Here is a 14,951-nt window from a genome sequence, read left to right as displayed (position 1 = left end):
GGTTAAGCACGCCGGTTTCGCTTGTCGCCCCGCGCGCAGCCGCTAACATCGCTTCTTCAACGGGTTGGGAGTATTTTGATGGGCGGCGTGCTGATTGCGCTTCTGGGCGTGGTTTTCATCTTCATCCTGATGGGCGTGCGCGTGGTGCGCCAGGGCTATGTCTACACGATCGAGCGGTTGGGCAAGTTCACCCTGGCAGCCACACCGGGCCTGCACGTGATCGTCCCCTTCGTCGACCGGATCGGCCACAAGATCAACATGATGGAGCAGGTGCTTGACATTCCCGGCCAGGAAATCATCACCAAGGACAACGCGATGGTCGGCGTCGACGCCATCGTCTTCTTCCAGGTGCTCGATGCCGGCAAGGCCGCCTACGAGGTGTCGAACCTCTATGTCGCGATCATGCAGCTGACCACCACCAACCTGCGCACGGTGATGGGCTCGATGGACCTGGACGAGACGCTGTCGCGGCGCGACGAAATCAACGCCAAGCTGCTGATGGTGATCGACCACGCCACCGCGCCGTGGGGGGTCAAGATCACCCGCATCGAGATCAAGGACATCCGTCCGCCTGCCGACATTTCCAACGCCATGGCCCGGCAGATGAAGGCCGAGCGCGAAAAGCGCGCCAACATCCTTGAAGCCGAAGGTCTGCGCGCCGCCGAGATCCTGCGCGCCGAGGGTGAAAAGCAGGGCGCGATCCTGTCAGCCGAAGGCCGCAAGGAAGCCGCTTTCCGCGATGCCGAAGCCCGCGAACGCTCGGCCGAGGCTGAGGCCCGCGCGACCCAGGTCGTGTCCGAGGCGATCGCCACGTCGGGCACCCAGGCGCTCAATTACTTTGTCGCGCAGAAATATACTGAGGCCGTGGCCTCCTTCGCCACCTCACCCAATGCCAAGACGATCCTCTTCCCGGTCGAGGCGACCCAGCTGATCGGATCGATCGGCGGGATCGGCGAACTGGTCAAGGATGCGCTGGGCAGCCAGGGCGCGGCCAAGTGATCGGCCTGATCGACAGCGCATCGCCGCATTGGCTGTGGCTGGGACTGGGGCTGGTCCTGGCCATCGGCGAGATGGTCATTCCGGGCGTGTTCCTGATCTGGCTGGCTGGCGCGGCGCTGGTTACCGGGTTGGTCTCCTGGATCCTGCCGATCGGCGTGCCGCTGCAGGTGGTGCTGTTCGCGGTGCTGGCGATCGCCTCGCTGTTCATCGGCCGCAACTGGCTGCGCCGCAATCCGGTCGAAGCCGCCGATCCCCTGATGAACGACCGCGGCGCGCGCGCGGTTGGCGAGGTCGTGGTCGTCACCGAGGCGCTTGGCCCCGGCAGCGGCCGCGTCCGCATGGGCGACAGCGAATGGATGGCGCGCGGACCCGATGCCGAACCCGGCACGAAAATGCGGGTAACTGCCCACGACGGCGCAACGCTTGTTGTCGAACACCTGCACTGACCCCATCTAGGCGCAGCACGGGGGCAAGGAGTTTGCGATGACGGAAAAGATCGAACTGACCGATGCCGAATGGCGCGAAAAGCTGTCCCCCGAACAGTACCAGGTGCTGCGTCAGCACGGCACCGAACGCGCCTTTGCCGGCAAGTACGACCAGAACAAGGCCACCGGGGTCTACATGTGCGCCGGCTGCGGCGCGCCGCTATTTTCATCGGCGACCAAGTACGATTCGGGATCGGGCTGGCCGAGCTATACCGCCCCGGTCGAAGGTGATGCTGTCGATACTGTGCGGGACGTTTCGCTCGGCATGGTCCGCACCGAAGTGCGCTGCGCCAGGTGCGACGGGCATCTGGGCCACGTATTCCCCGATGGCCCGCGCGACGCTGGCGGGCTGCGTTACTGCATCAACAGCGCCAGCCTGGATTTCAAACCGCAGGACTGAATGTGCCGCCTGTCGAATTGGGCATTAACCCTGCGTAACAAATACCCTATGTACCGCCGCGAGCGCCGGGGCCTTCGTCCTGTGCGGGAGGAATGATCGAGCCTTATGGCCAGAAGCGATACCCGGCGCACCGCGCCGCGAGGCGGCCAGCCTGAGCCCGCTCCCCGGTCGGGCTGGCGCCGGATGATCCGCCGCATCTTCGTCTGGGGTGTTGCCGCCGCTCTGCTTGGTGCGATCGCGCTGGCGGTGGCAGTCGGGCTGACCGCGCGGACGCTGCCGAGCTATCAGGAGCTCAAGACCAGCCAGGCCGGGCAGATGATCGTGGTGCGCGCGCGCGACGGTTCGGAACTGTTCTCGATGGGGCCAAGCTACGGCAAGTGGGTGCCCTATGGGCAGATCCCGCAGGTGATGAAGGATGCGATGCTGTCCACCGAGGACAAGCGCTTTCGCAGCCATATCGGGATCGATCCGATCGGCGTCGCCCGCTCGTTCTACGTGCGGTACAAGGAAGGCCGCTTCAAGCAGGGCGGCTCGACCATCACCCAGCAGCTGGCGCGCACGGTGTTCCTCAACAACGACCGTACCTGGAGCCGCAAGCTGCGCGAGATCGTGCTGGCGCTGGCGCTGGAATGGAAGTTTTCCAAGGACCAGATCCTCGAAGCCTATCTCAACAAGGTCTATTTCGGCGGCGGCGCTTACGGCGTCGATTCCGCCAGCCGCAAGTTCTTCGGCCACGCCGGAACGCAGCTGTCGCTGCCCGAAGCGGCGATCATTGCCGGGCTGGTCAAGGCGCCGTCGCACTATTCGCCGACCGCCGATGCCGTAGCTGCTGTCGACCGGGCCAAGGTTGTACTGTCGCTGATGCAGCAGAACGGCGCGATCAGCGCGGCTGAGGCCAACGGCGTCGATTTCAAGGCGCTGACCTTCGCCGCCGAAAAGGGCCAGAATTCGGCGCGCTACTTTACCGACTGGGCCTTGCCGCAGCTCGACCTGCTGCTGGGCGAAGTGACCGAACCGATCGAGGTCTGGACCACGCTCGATCCGAAACTGCAGTCCACCGCCACCGACACGATCAAGAACACCGTACCGGGCGGCGCGCAGGGCGCACTGGTCAGCATGGACCGCGACGGCGCGGTGTTGGCGATGGTCGGCGGAACCGACTACGTCACCTCGAACTACAACCGCGCGACCAACGCCGTGCGCCAGCCGGGATCGGCGTGGAAGCTGTTCGTCTATCTCTCCGCGCTGGAAGCGGGCTATACCCCCGATGCCAAGGTGGTCGACGAACCAGTGACGATCCAGGGCTGGACCCCTCGCAATTCGGGCGGAACCTATGCCGGCGAAATCGACGTGCGCACGGCCTTCGCCTATTCCAAGAACACCGTCGCCGCGCAGCTGGGCAACGAAGTCGGCTTTGCCGCAGTGGCCGGCATGGCGCGCCGGTTTGGCATCACCACGCCGATCAGCACCTATCCCTCGATGGTGCTGGGCGCGAACGAGGTTCGGCTGATCGACATGACCCGGGCCTTTGCCGCGGTTTCGGCCAAGGGCCAGGCGATCGAACCCTATGGGATCAGCAAGGTGACGACCACCGACGGGCGCGTGCTTTACCAGCGCGAAGCCAAGGGCGGGCAGATGCTGGTCCCGGCCTATGTCGCCGCCGGAATCACCGACCTGCTGCAATCTGCGGTAAGCACCGGCACCGGCCGCGCCGCGCAGATCGGTCGGCCTGTGGCCGGCAAGACCGGGACCACCACGTCGAACAAGGATGGCTGGTTTCTCGGCTTTTCCAGCGGGGTCACTACCGGCGTGTGGATGGGCCGCGATGACGACAAGCCGGTGAACGGCTTGCAGGGCGGCACCGCTCCGGCACGGGCCTTTGCCGCATTCATGAAGGTCGCCGTCGCCGGTCGCCCGATCGAGAAGTTTGATACCGAGGTTACCCTCCCGGCCTGGCAGCTTGAGCCCGACGACGAGGCAAGCATGGCGGGCAATCCGGACGAGTACTATTACCCTGACGATCAGGGCAATCTGATCGATCCCACCACCCCGCGTGAAAAGGGCCGGGGCGGGGACGAGCCGAAGCCCTACGATCCCGATGACGTGGCCCCGCTGCCCCAGGATCCGCCGCCCGCCGCCAATGAGGATTTTCTCAATCAGGCCACCGGCGGCAAGACCAGGCCGCCGGGCTGACCGCAGCGGACACCGACAAAAGGAAAGGCCCGGGCTCCATTGCGGAACCCGGGCCTTCTTCCTTGGTGCGTGACTAAGGGATCAGCGCAGCCGCACCGGGATATAGGCAGCGGGCTGGCCGCGGCGCTGGGCACGCAGCAGGATGGCCGAGCGATTTTCTGCCTTGGCCCCGCGAATGACGGTTTCCAGGTCAGCCACGCTGGCCGTGTCGCGGTAGTTGGCCGACAGGATGATGTCGCCGCGCTGAAAGCCGCGAGCGGCGGCGTCGGACGATTGATCAACCTGAGCCACCACCACGCCGCGGGTCGTGGTCGGCACGCCCAGCTGCCCGGCGATCTGAGGGGTCATCGCCAGCACCGACAGGCCAAGCGCCTTGGCGGCAAGGCCTTCGCCCTGTGTCTGATCCTGGCTGTAGGGATCGTCCTGCGGCGTCGCGTTGGGATTGAAGCTCTGCTTGGCCATCTCCTCTTCGCTCGGGCGCTTGCCGACCGTCGCGGTCAGGGTCAGTCGCTTGCCCTGGCGGATCAATTCGATCGGGATGCGCTTGCCCGGCGCGGTGTTGGCGACAATGTAGGACAGCGTCTGATCTGGGCTGACGTCCTTGCCATCAACCTTCAGCACCACGTCGCCCGGCTGGATCCCGGCAGTGGCGGCGGGCTGGCCGGGCTGGACCGACTGGACCAGTTCGCCGCGGTTGTGGGCCAGGCCCAGCGAATCAGCGACGTCCTCGGTCACGGGCTGGATTTGTACGCCCAGATAGCCGCGATCGATCGACACACCCTTGATCAGCTTGTCGACGATCGGCGCGGCGGTTTCGGCGGGAATGGCAAAACCGATCCCGACCGAGCCGCCGGTGGGCGAGAAGATTGCGTTGTTGATGCCGATCACCTGGCCCTTCATGTCGAACATCGGCCCGCCCGAATTGCCGCGGTTGATCGAGGCATCGGTCTGGATGTAGCGGTCGTAGGCACTGCCCGAACCGGTCGAGCGGGTTACCGCCGAAACGATCCCCGATGTCACAGTGCCGCCCAGGCCAAAGGGATTGCCGATGGCAATAACCCAGTCGCCGACGCGGGCGCTTCTGCTGTCGCCGAACTTGACGAAGGGTAGCGGCTTGCTGGCGGTGATCTTCAGCACCGCCAGATCCGACGGTGCATCCTTGCCGACCAGCTTGGCCGGGTATTCGGTGCCATCAGGCATGGTCACGGTGATCGATTCGACCTGGCCCTTGCCCTCCGCGGTGATGACGTGGTTGTTGGTCACGACATAGCCGTCGGACGAAACGATGAAGCCCGAACCCAGCGACTGCGCCTCGCGCGTTTGCGGCGCGCCATTGTTGCCGCCGCCGCCGAACAGGCCTTCGAACGGGGTGCCGGCAAAGGGATTGCCGCCTGCTGCGACCTGGATTTTCTGCCGGGTCGAAATGTTGACCACGGCAGGTTGCAGCTGCTGCGTCAGGTCGGCAAAGCTGGCCGGGGCACCGGCGCGCGGGACCACGCCCTGCATCTGGCTGGCATCGTTCTGGGCAACCTGTGCTCCGGCGGGAAGACCGGTGATCAGGGTTGCAGCCGCGCCGCCGAGCAGCAGCGCCGAAGTCACTCCATAAGCGTATCGCACGTGTCTCAAATCCTTCTCTTGGTCACATCCAGACCCTGCGGGGATTCACGCCGGTTTGCCTGAACGGGAATTGAATGGGCTACTGCCCCTTGAACTGTTTCAGATACTCGCTGTCAGGTCCCAGAATGATCGTCGTGGCGCCCTTGTTCCGCGGATCGGCAAAGACGACCTCGTAACTGCGCATGGCCCGGTAGAAGTCGTAGAACTGCGGATCCTTGCCCGCGCTGGCCCCCAGCACGCGGGCTGCCTCGGTCCGCGCTTCGGTCGCGATGCGCTCGGCCTCGCGCGCGCCGGCTTCGGTTTCGTTCGCCGCCAGACGCTCGCGTTCGTCCTGCATCCGTTCAAAGGCCTGCTGCAATTCCCCTTCGGGCAGGGCCGCGCCGCCCAGCCGCAGATCGACGACCTGCAGCCCCAGCGGGCGGGCGCGTGCGTCCAGCGCCGCGCGCAGCCGGGCCGTCGCACCGCCGCTGCCGGGCAGAATCAGGCGGCCCGTATCGACGCTGCCCAGTTCCTGCTGGGCCAGCGCGGACAGCGCATCGCGCAGCTGCGTCACCGCCTTGTCGACCGATCCCGAATTGCTGACCAGCCTGACCGGATCGTAGGCGCGCAGCGTGACCGTTGCGTCAACCAGCAGCGGCGACTGGTCCGCGCCGCGCACCGGCAGCCGGTCCGCCGTGAACCCGAACAGGCCGCGGTCGACCCATTCGACCTGTTCGACGATCGGCAAGTGAACCAGCATGCCGCCGCCGCCCGGGGTCGAACCCGGGGTCCAGCGATTGACCACGCGCACCGGCTCACCCATCCGGGTCACCACCGCCTGGCTGGTTTCCGGGACGGCTGTGACGCAAAGTCCGGCCAGGATGGCGAGCGTGCCGAACACGAACAGGGCAGCGCGGCTGCGGGGAAATGATGCCGCCATGGTCAGGGCGCTCCCGTCGGGCTGGGCGTTGCGGCCGTCGCTGTTGGAGCAGGCGGCGCCACATCAACCGTAGCGTTGGTACCGCCAACCACGACCTTGTTGTTGACCAGCACACGCTCCATCGCCTCGTAATAGCGGCGCTTGCGGGTGATTTCGGGCGAGGCCTGGTACTGGACGTAGACGCTTTCGAACTCGTCCGCCTCGACATTGGCGTCGCTCAGGATCTTTTGCGCGGCAGCAGTGGCCTTGGAAACTTCCTGGCGGGCGGCCTCACGCGCCTCGCCAACCTTGCGGAAGGCGTCGACTAGCTTTTGCGGCGGTCCGGCACGGACCACTTCAACCCCTTCGATCCGCACGCCCAGCTTGAGCGCGTCGATTGCGGCCTGGCTGCGCGCGGCGATCAGCTGATGCAGTTCGCCGCGGCGCTGCCCTTCGTTCAGTTCGTCGAAGCGCTGCTCGGCCACCGCGGCATGGACTTCGGCATTGGCCAGCCGTGCAACCAGTGCGGCGGTGTCGGCGGAGGCATAGGCAAAGCGGCTGAGGTCAGTCACCCGCCAACGGACCTTGGCGGTCAGGTCGATCAACTGGCGATCGCGGGTCAGCATCAGGTTCTCGCCGTCCTTGTTCGGCAGGACCGTCTCTTCGATCTTGGTGACATTGCGGATCGAGAGGATTTGCGCGGGCCAGGGCAGGGTCAGGGTCAGGCCCGGGCCGACAGCGCGGTCGAAGCGCCCGAACGTCGTCACCAAACCCTGCTCACCCTTGCCAAGGTAATGGACCGAGGTGCCGCCGATCCACACCGCGACCAGCCCGGCGGCCAGCAGCGACAGCCAGCTGCGCTTGAACGGCGCGCCGCCACCGGGGCGCAATTTGGCGCGTTGGCGGAAGAGATCGTCGATATTGGCGGCGCGGCGTTCCGCATCGCTGGGCGCAGGGGGCAGCCATGGATTGAGCGGGCGCGGCGCAGTTGCAGCATCCGGCTTGTCCGTATCGCCCGCGTTGTCTTCGGCGCGCGGCGGATCGACCTCTGCCGCGCCATCGCCTTCGCCCCACGGGCTTTTCGGACCGGCCATTGCCAGCCCGCGACCCTTGCTCAAATCACCCGCTATTCTCATCGAAATACGTTATAGGAGCGCCGGCGCACAAAAACAGTGTCTCGCGTCGCTTTTTCCTTGCTAGTGGGGTTGCATGACCGACCCGACCGACGCGCTGCGCGCCGCGCTTTCCCACGATGTCCAGTCCCGCCTGCAAAGCCTGCGTCTGGCCGAGGGGACGGCGATTGTCGTGCTCGACGCCGCAGGCCTCGATGCGGATGAGCGCGGCGAACTCGAAGCTGGCGTCAAAGCGGCGCTGGCCGGACAGCCGGGCGTGCGCGATGTGCGGATCGCACTGACCGCGGACAAGGTGCGGCGGCGGATCATCGCGGTGGGATCGGGCAAGGGCGGGGTCGGCAAATCGACCGTATCGGCCAACCTGGCCGTGGCCCTGGCGCGGATGGGGCGCAAGGTCGGGCTGGTCGACGCCGATATCTATGGCCCGTCGCAGCCGCGACTGATGGGCAGCGAGGGGATCAAGCCGGCCGCCCGCGACAACAAGATGATACCCGTCCCCAACCGTTGGGGGGTGCCGGTGCTGTCGATGGGGCAACTGATCGAACCCGACAAGGCGATCGCCTGGCGCGGGCCGATGGCGGGCAATGCGCTTGGCCAGCTGATCGATGCCCACTGGGGCGACATCGACCTGCTGGTGGTCGATTTGCCGCCGGGGACCGGCGATGTGCAGTTGACCATGCTCCAGCGCCACAAGCCCGACGGCGCGGTGATCGTCTCGACCCCGCAAGATCTGGCACTGATCGATGCGCGGCGGGCGATGCAGCTGTTCGAAGTCGGCCAGGTCCCGGTGATCGGCATGGTCGAGAACATGGCCGGCTATGTCTGCCCGCATTGCGGCGAGGTCAGCGATCCCTTCGGCAGCGGCGGAGCCGAGGCGGCGGCGGCCGAGCTGGGCCACGCCTTCCTCGGTCGCATCCCGCTCGATCTGGCGATCCGCCAGGCCAGCGATGCCGGCACACCGCCCGCCGCGGGCGAAGGGCCGCAGGCGCAGGCCTTTGCCGCATTGGCCACGAAGGTCGCCGCCTGGCTCGACGCTGGGCCGGAGCGCTAGGCCGATGCACCTCTCACGCCGCGGTGTCTTGCTGGGCGTCGGCGCGGCCGGCGGGCTGCTGCTGGCCTGGACGCTGACCCCGCGACGCTTTTCCGCGCCGCTGCCTGCCGGCGAGGGCGAGGTTGCCTTCGACAGCTGGCTCAAGATCGGCAGTGACGGCGTGGTTACCGTGGCCGTACCCGAGGCCGAGATGGGTCATGGCATTACGACACTGATCCCGCAGATCGTCGCGATGGAGCTGGGCGCTGACTGGCGTCAGGTCGCGGTCGAGCCGGCCCCGGTCAGCGGGGTCTACGGCAATGCCGTGCTTGCGGCGCGCTGGTCGCGGCTGTGGCTGCCATTGGTACCCGGCCTTGCCGGATCGCCCGACGCATTCCTGGCCAAGCGCTTTGCCGAGGAAGAGGCCTTCAACGTCATGGCCGACGGGACATCACTGGCGGCGTTCGAGTATCCGGCACGGGTTGCTGCCGCCTCGGCCCGCGCCATGCTGGCCCGGGCCGCTGCGGCGAAGTGGGGCGTCGCCTGGGAAGAGTGCGAATCCGAAGGCGGCTTCATCCTCCACGGCAAGAACAAGCTGTCGTTCGCGCAGCTGGTCGAGGATGCGGCGGGTTATGCCCCGCCCGATCCACCGGTGCTGCGCGTCCAGCCGCCGCTGGAACAGGCTGCGGAATTTCCGCCGGGCGCGCCGCTGCGCTTTCCCCGGCTCGACCTGCCGGCCAAGGTCGACGGCAGTTATACCTTTGCCGCCGATGTGCGCCTGCCCGACATGGTCTTCGCCGCGATCCGCCATGCCCCGCAGGGCAAAGCCAAGCTGGCCGGCTACGACACCAACCTGGCCCAGGGGGTCAAGGGCCTGCTCAAGCTGGTCAACGGGCCCGACTGGCTGGCGGCGGTGGGCACCACCTGGTGGGCGGCAGAGCGTGCGCTGGCCCTGATCGCGCCACGCTTTGCAGTGGGCGAACGCGCCGACAGTGCGGCAATCGGCAAGGCGCTGGACCACGCACTTCGCTATGGCGATGCAGTCCGGATGACCGAGCGCGGGGATCCCGACGCGTGGATGGGCAGCAAGTACGAACATGTCGCGGGCTATTCGATCGCCCCCGCGCTTCACGCTACGTTGGAGACTGCCAGCGCGACGGCGCGCTTCAGCGACGGCAAGCTGGAACTATGGCTGGCCAGCCAGTCCCCGCAGGCGGCGCGGCGCGCGGCAGCCGTGGCGGCAGGGCTCTCGATCGATCAGGTCTTGCTCTACCCCGTGCCCGGCGGCGGCAGCTTCGATGCGCGGCTGGAAAACGACCACGCCGGCGAGGTTGCACTCATCGCCAAGCAGCTGGGCAAACCGGTGCAACTGACCTGGTCGCGCTGGCAGGAACATGTCGCCGCCCGCCCGCGCAGCCCGGCCCGGGCGATCCTGGGCGCGCGCACCGCGGCCGATGGATCGCTGACCGCGCTCAAGCTGCGGATCGCCATGCCCGCCACAACAGCGGAGTTCGGCAAGCGCCTCTTCGATGGGGACAGCGTGCGCGATGCCCTGGCCGCGCAGAACCAGGCCGATCCCTTGTTCTTTGCCGGACTGGTCCCGCCCTATGGGATCGAGCATCTGCTGGTCGAGCATTGCCCGGCGCAGATCGCCCTGCCGACGGGGCGGATGCGCGGCAACGGCGGGGCGCTTGGTTGCTTCCTGATCGAGACCTTCATCGACGAGCTCGCGGCCAAGGCCGGGCGCGAGCCGCTGTCCTACCGGATCGCCATGCTGGGGCAGGATGTGAAGCTCGCCAATGTGCTGCAGCGCGCCGCAACTCTAGCGGAATGGGGCGGCGGTGCCGTGGGCAGCAGCCAGGGCGTGGCCTGTTTCCGGATGGACACCGCCGGCCGTGAAGGGCGGATCGCGGTGATCGCCAGCGCCCGCCGTGACGAGCGCGGGATCCGCGTCGACAAGCTGACCGCGGTGGCTGATCTGGGCCGGATCATCAACGCCGACATCGCCCGCCAGCAGATCGAGGGCGGGCTGGTCTTCGGCATGGGCCTCGCCAACGGCTGCACCACCACCTATGCCAATGGCTTGCCCCAGATCGGGCGGCTCGGCATGCTGGGCTTGCCGCTGCTTGGCGACTGTCCGGAGATTGAAGTGGATTTCATCGAAAGCGAGGCCGATCCGTTCGACCCCGGCGAACTGGGCGTGGCCGCGGTTGTCCCGGCGATCGCCAATGCGCTTTATGCCGCGGGCGGAACGCGCATCCGCAACCTGCCGCTGACCGGGGCGGGGCTGTGATGCCGCGCCCAGCCGATCATCCTGCGATTGCTGCGCCAAAAATCGGCGTGCTGCTGGTCAATCTGGGTACCCCTGACGCGCCGGATGCCGCGTCGGTGCGGCGCTATCTCAAGGAATTCCTGTCCGACCGCCGCGTGGTCGAGATTCCGCGGCTGGTGTGGTGGCCGATCCTCAACGGGATCATTCTCAACACCCGGCCGAAGAAAAGCGCCCATGCCTATAGCCAGGTGTGGAGCGAAGACGGTTCGCCACTCGCGGCAATTACCAAGGCGCAGGCGCTTGCCTTGCAGGCGCGGCTGGGTGACGACGCAATGGTCGATTGGGCCATGCGCTATGGCAATCCCGCGATCGGCACGCAGATCGAGGCACTGAAGGACCAGGGGTGCGAGCGGATCCTGGTCGCTCCGCTCTATCCGCAATATTCGGGCGCAACCACCGCCACGGTGATCGACGCACTGGGCGCGCAGCTGGCGGCGATGCGCTGGCAGCCGGCGCTGCGCACCCTGCCGCCCTATTACGACGATCCGCTGCATATCGAGGCGCTGCGCGCCGACACCGCGCGCCAACTGGCCGCGCTCGATTTCGTCCCCGAAGTGCTGCTGCTGTCGTTTCACGGCATGCCCGAGCGGACCCTTCACCTTGGCGATCCCTACCACTGTCAGTGCCGCAAGACCGCGCGGCTGCTGGCCGCGGCGCTGGCCCCGCAGTTCCCGGACCTGCGGATCGAGACCAGTTTCCAGTCGCGCTTCGGCCGGGCCAAGTGGCTTGAACCGGCGACCGACGCGGTGCTCGCCGCCGAAGCGCAGAACGGCACCCGCCGCCTGGCCATCGCCGCCCCGGGCTTTTCCGCCGACTGCCTAGAAACCCGGGAAGAGCTGGCAATCCGCGGCAAGGAACAGTTTGTCGAGGCTGGCGGGACGCAGTTCGCGGCACTCGATTGTCTCAATACCTCGGACGCCGGCATGGCGATGCTTGAAGCGCTGGTGCGGCGCGAATTGGCGGGATGGATTTAGCGGAACGATTAAGTTACACGTCTGTCAGTAAGAGGATAGACATGGCCACGCTCGCACCCGAAAAACCCGCATTCACCCATTGGTCCCAGCGCCAGAAGCCGGATTCGCTGAATCACATTCCGGGCGACGATGGCTGGCCGGTGCTGGGAACCACATTGAAAGTGCTCGCCGATCCGGTCGGTTACGGCAAGCGCATGCGCGAGACTTATGGCAATGTCTGGCGTTCGAACAGCTTCGGCAGCCGCCAAGTGTCGCTGGTCGGGGCCGATGCCAACGAGCTGGTGCTGTTCGACCGGGAGAAGATCTTCTCGAGCGAACAGGGCTGGGGCCCTGTGCTCGACCTGCTGTTTCCACGCGGGCTGATGCTGATGGATTTCGACCATCACCGGATCGATCGCCGCGCCCTGTCGATCGCCTTCAAGCCCGGGCCGATGCGGCACTATGCCGATGCGCTCAACCGCGGGATCGCGGGGGAAGTCGCCAACTGGTCGGGCCGGACGATGCAGTTCTATCCGGCGATCAAGAAGCTGACGCTCGATCTCGCCGCCGACAGCTTCCTTGGCGTGCCGCTCGGGCCCGAGGCCGACGCGATCAACAAGGCCTTCGTTGACATGGTCCAGGCCGCGGTTGGCGTGGTGCGCAAACCGCTGCCCTTCACCGCGATGGGCCGCGGCGCGGCAGGGCGCAAGTTCCTGGTCGAATGGTTCACGGCGGAGACGATCAAGCGCCGCGCCGAAGGCGGCGGGCAGGACATGTTCAGCCAGTTCGCCACCGCGACGCGCGACGACGGTTCGATGCTCCCGGTCGACGAAGTGGTCGATCACATGATCTTTCTGATGATGGCCGCGCACGATACCATCACCTCCAGCGCGACCTCGCTGGTCTGGCTGCTGGCGAAGAACCCCGAATGGCAGGACAAGCTGCGGGCCGAGGCGCTGGCCGTCACCGGCGGTCCGGGCCGAGCGGTGTCCTACGACGATCTGGGCAAGCTGGAACTGACCGAAATGGCCTTCAAGGAAGCGCTGCGACTGATTCCGCCGGTGCCCAGCACCCCGCGCCGCGCGCTCAAGGAGTTCACCTTCGGCGGCTACCGCATTCCGGCCGGCACCCAGGTCGGCATCAGCGCCTCGATGGTCCACAAGATGGACGAATACTGGCCCGATCCCGACCGCTTCGATCCGCTGCGCTTCACCCCCGAGGAAGTCGCCAAGCGGCATAAATATGCCTGGATCCCCTTCGGCGGCGGCGCGCACATGTGCCTGGGGCTGCACTTTGCCTATATGCAGGTGAAGATCCTGATGGCCCAGCTGCTGACCCGCTACCGGATCGAGATTGAGCCCGGCTATGCCCCCAAGTGGCAGCCGTGGCCGATCCCCAAGCCCAGCGACGGGCTGACGGTCACCTTCGCGCCGGTTTAGAAATCCACCGCGATGCCGGCCCTGACCCAGTCGCCGTAGCGCGTCGGGGAGAGGCCATCCGGATCGGGTTCCGGCTTGGCCGGGGCAGGCTTGGGCGCAGGGGCATTGCTCCAGTAGCTCGGCTTTTCGAACGGTTCGGGCCGCTGGGTCGCGCGCTTGGTCATGGCGCGTCATACCGCGCGCTGGCCCTTGCTGGCAATTGCCTCTAGGGGCGGCCGATGGACATTCCCGGTTTCCCCGCGCGCAAGGCGGCGCTGCGGCTGCTCGATGCAGTGCTGCGCAGGGGCGAGACGCTCGACCAGGCAGGCGCTGCGGCCTTGTCCGCGCTGCGCAGCGGGCCTGACAAGGCCCTGGCCCGGGCGCTGGCGGGCGAGGTCCTGCGCTGGCTGACCGATCTCGATGCCATGATCGACAGCGCGACCCGCCAGGTCCTGCCTGGCGATGCCAAGGCGCGCGGGGTGTTGCAGATCATGCTGGCCGGCTGGCTGCGGCTCGAGACTCCGCCCCACGCGGTGATCGCGACCGGACTGCCCCTGCTGACCGGCGGACCGCGGCGGCTGGCCCACGGGGTGTTCTCGGCGCTGGTCAAGCGCGGGGCAGCGCTGCCGGCCGCGCCGACGCTGCCGGATGCGGTGTGCGAGCGCTGGGGCGAACGCGCCGCCGCGATCGCCGCCGGACTAGCCGAGCCGCCGCCGCTTGACCTGACGCTGCGCGATCCCGCTGCCACTGCCGAATGGGCCGATCGGCTGGGCGGCGTATCGCTGATGCCCGGCCATTTGCGCCTGCCGCGCGGAACTGCGATCGAGAACCTCGACGGGTTCGATGCGGGCGCCTGGTGGGTCCAGGACCTTGCCGCCAGCCTCCCGGCGCGCTTGCTCGGCAAGGGAGAGGGTCGCCGCGTGCTCGATCTCTGCGCCGCGCCCGGCGGCAAGACGCTGCAACTGGCCGCCGCCGGCTGGCAGGTCACCGCGATCGATGCCAGCGCCAAGCGGATCGAACGGATGGAGGCCAATCTGGCCCGCACCGGGCTGGCTGCCAAGGTGATCAAGGCCGACGCACTTGATTGGCTGCCGGCGGAGCCGTTCGATGCAGTGCTGCTCGACGCACCGTGCACCGCCACCGGCACCGCCCGGCGCCATCCCGACGTGCTGCACCGCATAGGCCCAAGACAGATCGCCGAAATGGCGGAGTTGCAAGCGGCGTTGCTGGACCGCGCCAGCGGCTGGGTCAAACCCGGCGGCGCGCTGGTCTTCGCCACCTGCTCGCTCGAGCGCGCCGAGGGCGAAGAGCAGGCCGCGCGCCTGACCTTGCCGCCCGCACCGATCACGGCGGCCGAACTGCCGGGCGGGCTTGCGCCAACGGCTCAAGGTTGGCTCCGCACCGATCCGGCGATGCTGGCCGAAGCGGGCGGGCTCGACGGGTTCTTTGTTGCACGCTGGCACTTGCCCTTGTGATCAGGGCTGGCACTATCA

General features: G+C 67.2%; 13 protein-coding genes. 9 read left to right on the top strand and 4 right to left on the bottom strand.

The annotated features are described in order from the left end of the window. The first annotated feature begins 78 nt into the window (after positions 1 to 78). From ACFFF7_RS04300 to ACFFF7_RS04285, 4 genes are all read left to right on the top strand, one after another. Positions 79 to 999 (top strand): SPFH domain-containing protein, encoded by a 921-nt coding sequence (locus ACFFF7_RS04300; protein WP_379480120.1) that lies wholly within the window; start codon positions 79 to 81, stop codon positions 997 to 999. Continuing rightward, positions 996 to 1,445 carry an NfeD family protein gene (locus ACFFF7_RS04295; protein WP_379480119.1) on the top strand — a complete coding sequence of 150 codons (450 nt, stop codon included), beginning with the start codon at positions 996 to 998 and terminating at the stop codon, positions 1,443 to 1,445. The genes ACFFF7_RS04300 and ACFFF7_RS04295 overlap by 4 nt, the downstream gene beginning before the upstream one ends. 37 nt (positions 1,446 to 1,482) lie before the next feature. Next, positions 1,483 to 1,884, top strand: a complete 402-nt coding sequence (gene msrB / locus ACFFF7_RS04290) for a peptide-methionine (R)-S-oxide reductase MsrB (protein WP_379480118.1) — start codon at positions 1,483 to 1,485, stop codon at positions 1,882 to 1,884. A 105-nt stretch (positions 1,885 to 1,989) separates the two neighbouring features. After that, the gene (locus tag ACFFF7_RS04285) at positions 1,990 to 4,077 is read left to right on the top strand and encodes a transglycosylase domain-containing protein (protein ID WP_379480117.1); all 2,088 of its coding nucleotides are present in this window, start codon (positions 1,990 to 1,992) and stop codon (positions 4,075 to 4,077) included. An 81-nt stretch (positions 4,078 to 4,158) separates the two neighbouring features. On the opposite strand, the gene ACFFF7_RS04280 is transcribed toward ACFFF7_RS04285, so the two are convergent. From ACFFF7_RS04280 to hflK, 3 genes are all read right to left on the bottom strand, one after another. After that, the gene (locus tag ACFFF7_RS04280; RefSeq protein WP_379480116.1) at positions 4,159 to 5,694 is read right to left on the bottom strand and encodes a Do family serine endopeptidase; all 1,536 of its coding nucleotides are present in this window, start codon (positions 5,692 to 5,694) and stop codon (positions 4,159 to 4,161) included. Positions 5,695 to 5,773: 79 nt separating this feature from the next. Continuing rightward, the gene (locus ACFFF7_RS04275; RefSeq protein ID WP_379480115.1) at positions 5,774 to 6,613 is read right to left on the bottom strand and encodes an SPFH domain-containing protein; all 840 of its coding nucleotides are present in this window, start codon (positions 6,611 to 6,613) and stop codon (positions 5,774 to 5,776) included. A 2-nt stretch (positions 6,614 to 6,615) separates the two neighbouring features. Then, a complete protein-coding gene (gene hflK / locus ACFFF7_RS04270) occupies positions 6,616 to 7,710 on the bottom strand; it encodes a protease modulator HflK (protein ID WP_379480114.1) in 1,095 nt (364 codons plus the stop codon). Positions 7,711 to 7,801: 91 nt separating this feature from the next. On the opposite strand from hflK, the gene ACFFF7_RS04265 reads away from it, so the two are divergent. From ACFFF7_RS04265 to ACFFF7_RS04250, 4 genes are read left to right on the top strand one after another with little or no spacing between them, the layout of a single operon-like run. Then, complete coding sequence (locus ACFFF7_RS04265) at positions 7,802 to 8,776, top strand: Mrp/NBP35 family ATP-binding protein (protein WP_379480113.1); 975 nt, start codon at positions 7,802 to 7,804, stop codon at positions 8,774 to 8,776. Positions 8,777 to 8,780: 4 nt separating this feature from the next. Beyond that, entirely contained in the window at positions 8,781 to 11,048 is a 2,268-nt protein-coding gene (locus tag ACFFF7_RS04260) for a xanthine dehydrogenase family protein molybdopterin-binding subunit (protein WP_379480112.1), read from the top strand. Further along, entirely contained in the window at positions 11,048 to 12,061 is a 1,014-nt protein-coding gene (gene hemH / locus ACFFF7_RS04255; RefSeq protein ID WP_379480111.1) for a ferrochelatase, read from the top strand. Before ACFFF7_RS04260 ends, hemH begins: the two co-directional genes overlap by 1 nt. Before the next feature lie 41 nt (positions 12,062 to 12,102). Next, positions 12,103 to 13,479, top strand: coding sequence for a cytochrome P450 (locus ACFFF7_RS04250; RefSeq protein WP_379480110.1), 1,377 nt, complete (start codon positions 12,103 to 12,105; stop codon positions 13,477 to 13,479). Here ACFFF7_RS04250 and ACFFF7_RS04245 read toward each other — a convergent pair. Next, the gene (locus tag ACFFF7_RS04245) at positions 13,476 to 13,643 is read right to left on the bottom strand and encodes a DUF1674 domain-containing protein (protein ID WP_379480109.1); all 168 of its coding nucleotides are present in this window, start codon (positions 13,641 to 13,643) and stop codon (positions 13,476 to 13,478) included. The two genes, ACFFF7_RS04250 and ACFFF7_RS04245, sit on opposite strands and share 4 nt — an antisense overlap. Positions 13,644 to 13,697: 54 nt before the next feature. Between ACFFF7_RS04245 and ACFFF7_RS04240 the strand changes: the two genes are divergently transcribed. Then, on the top strand, positions 13,698 to 14,933 hold the full coding sequence (locus tag ACFFF7_RS04240) for an RsmB/NOP family class I SAM-dependent RNA methyltransferase (protein WP_379480108.1): 1,236 nt from the start codon (positions 13,698 to 13,700) through the stop codon (positions 14,931 to 14,933). Positions 14,934 to 14,951: the final 18 nt, after the last annotated feature.

The organism is Novosphingobium aquiterrae, from assembly GCF_042434435.1.
In the GTDB taxonomy this organism is placed as follows: domain Bacteria; phylum Pseudomonadota; class Alphaproteobacteria; order Sphingomonadales; family Sphingomonadaceae; genus Novosphingobium; species Novosphingobium aquiterrae.
The sequence above is the reverse complement of the archived record's forward strand: the minus strand, read 5'-3'. Positions and strand labels throughout refer to the sequence as shown.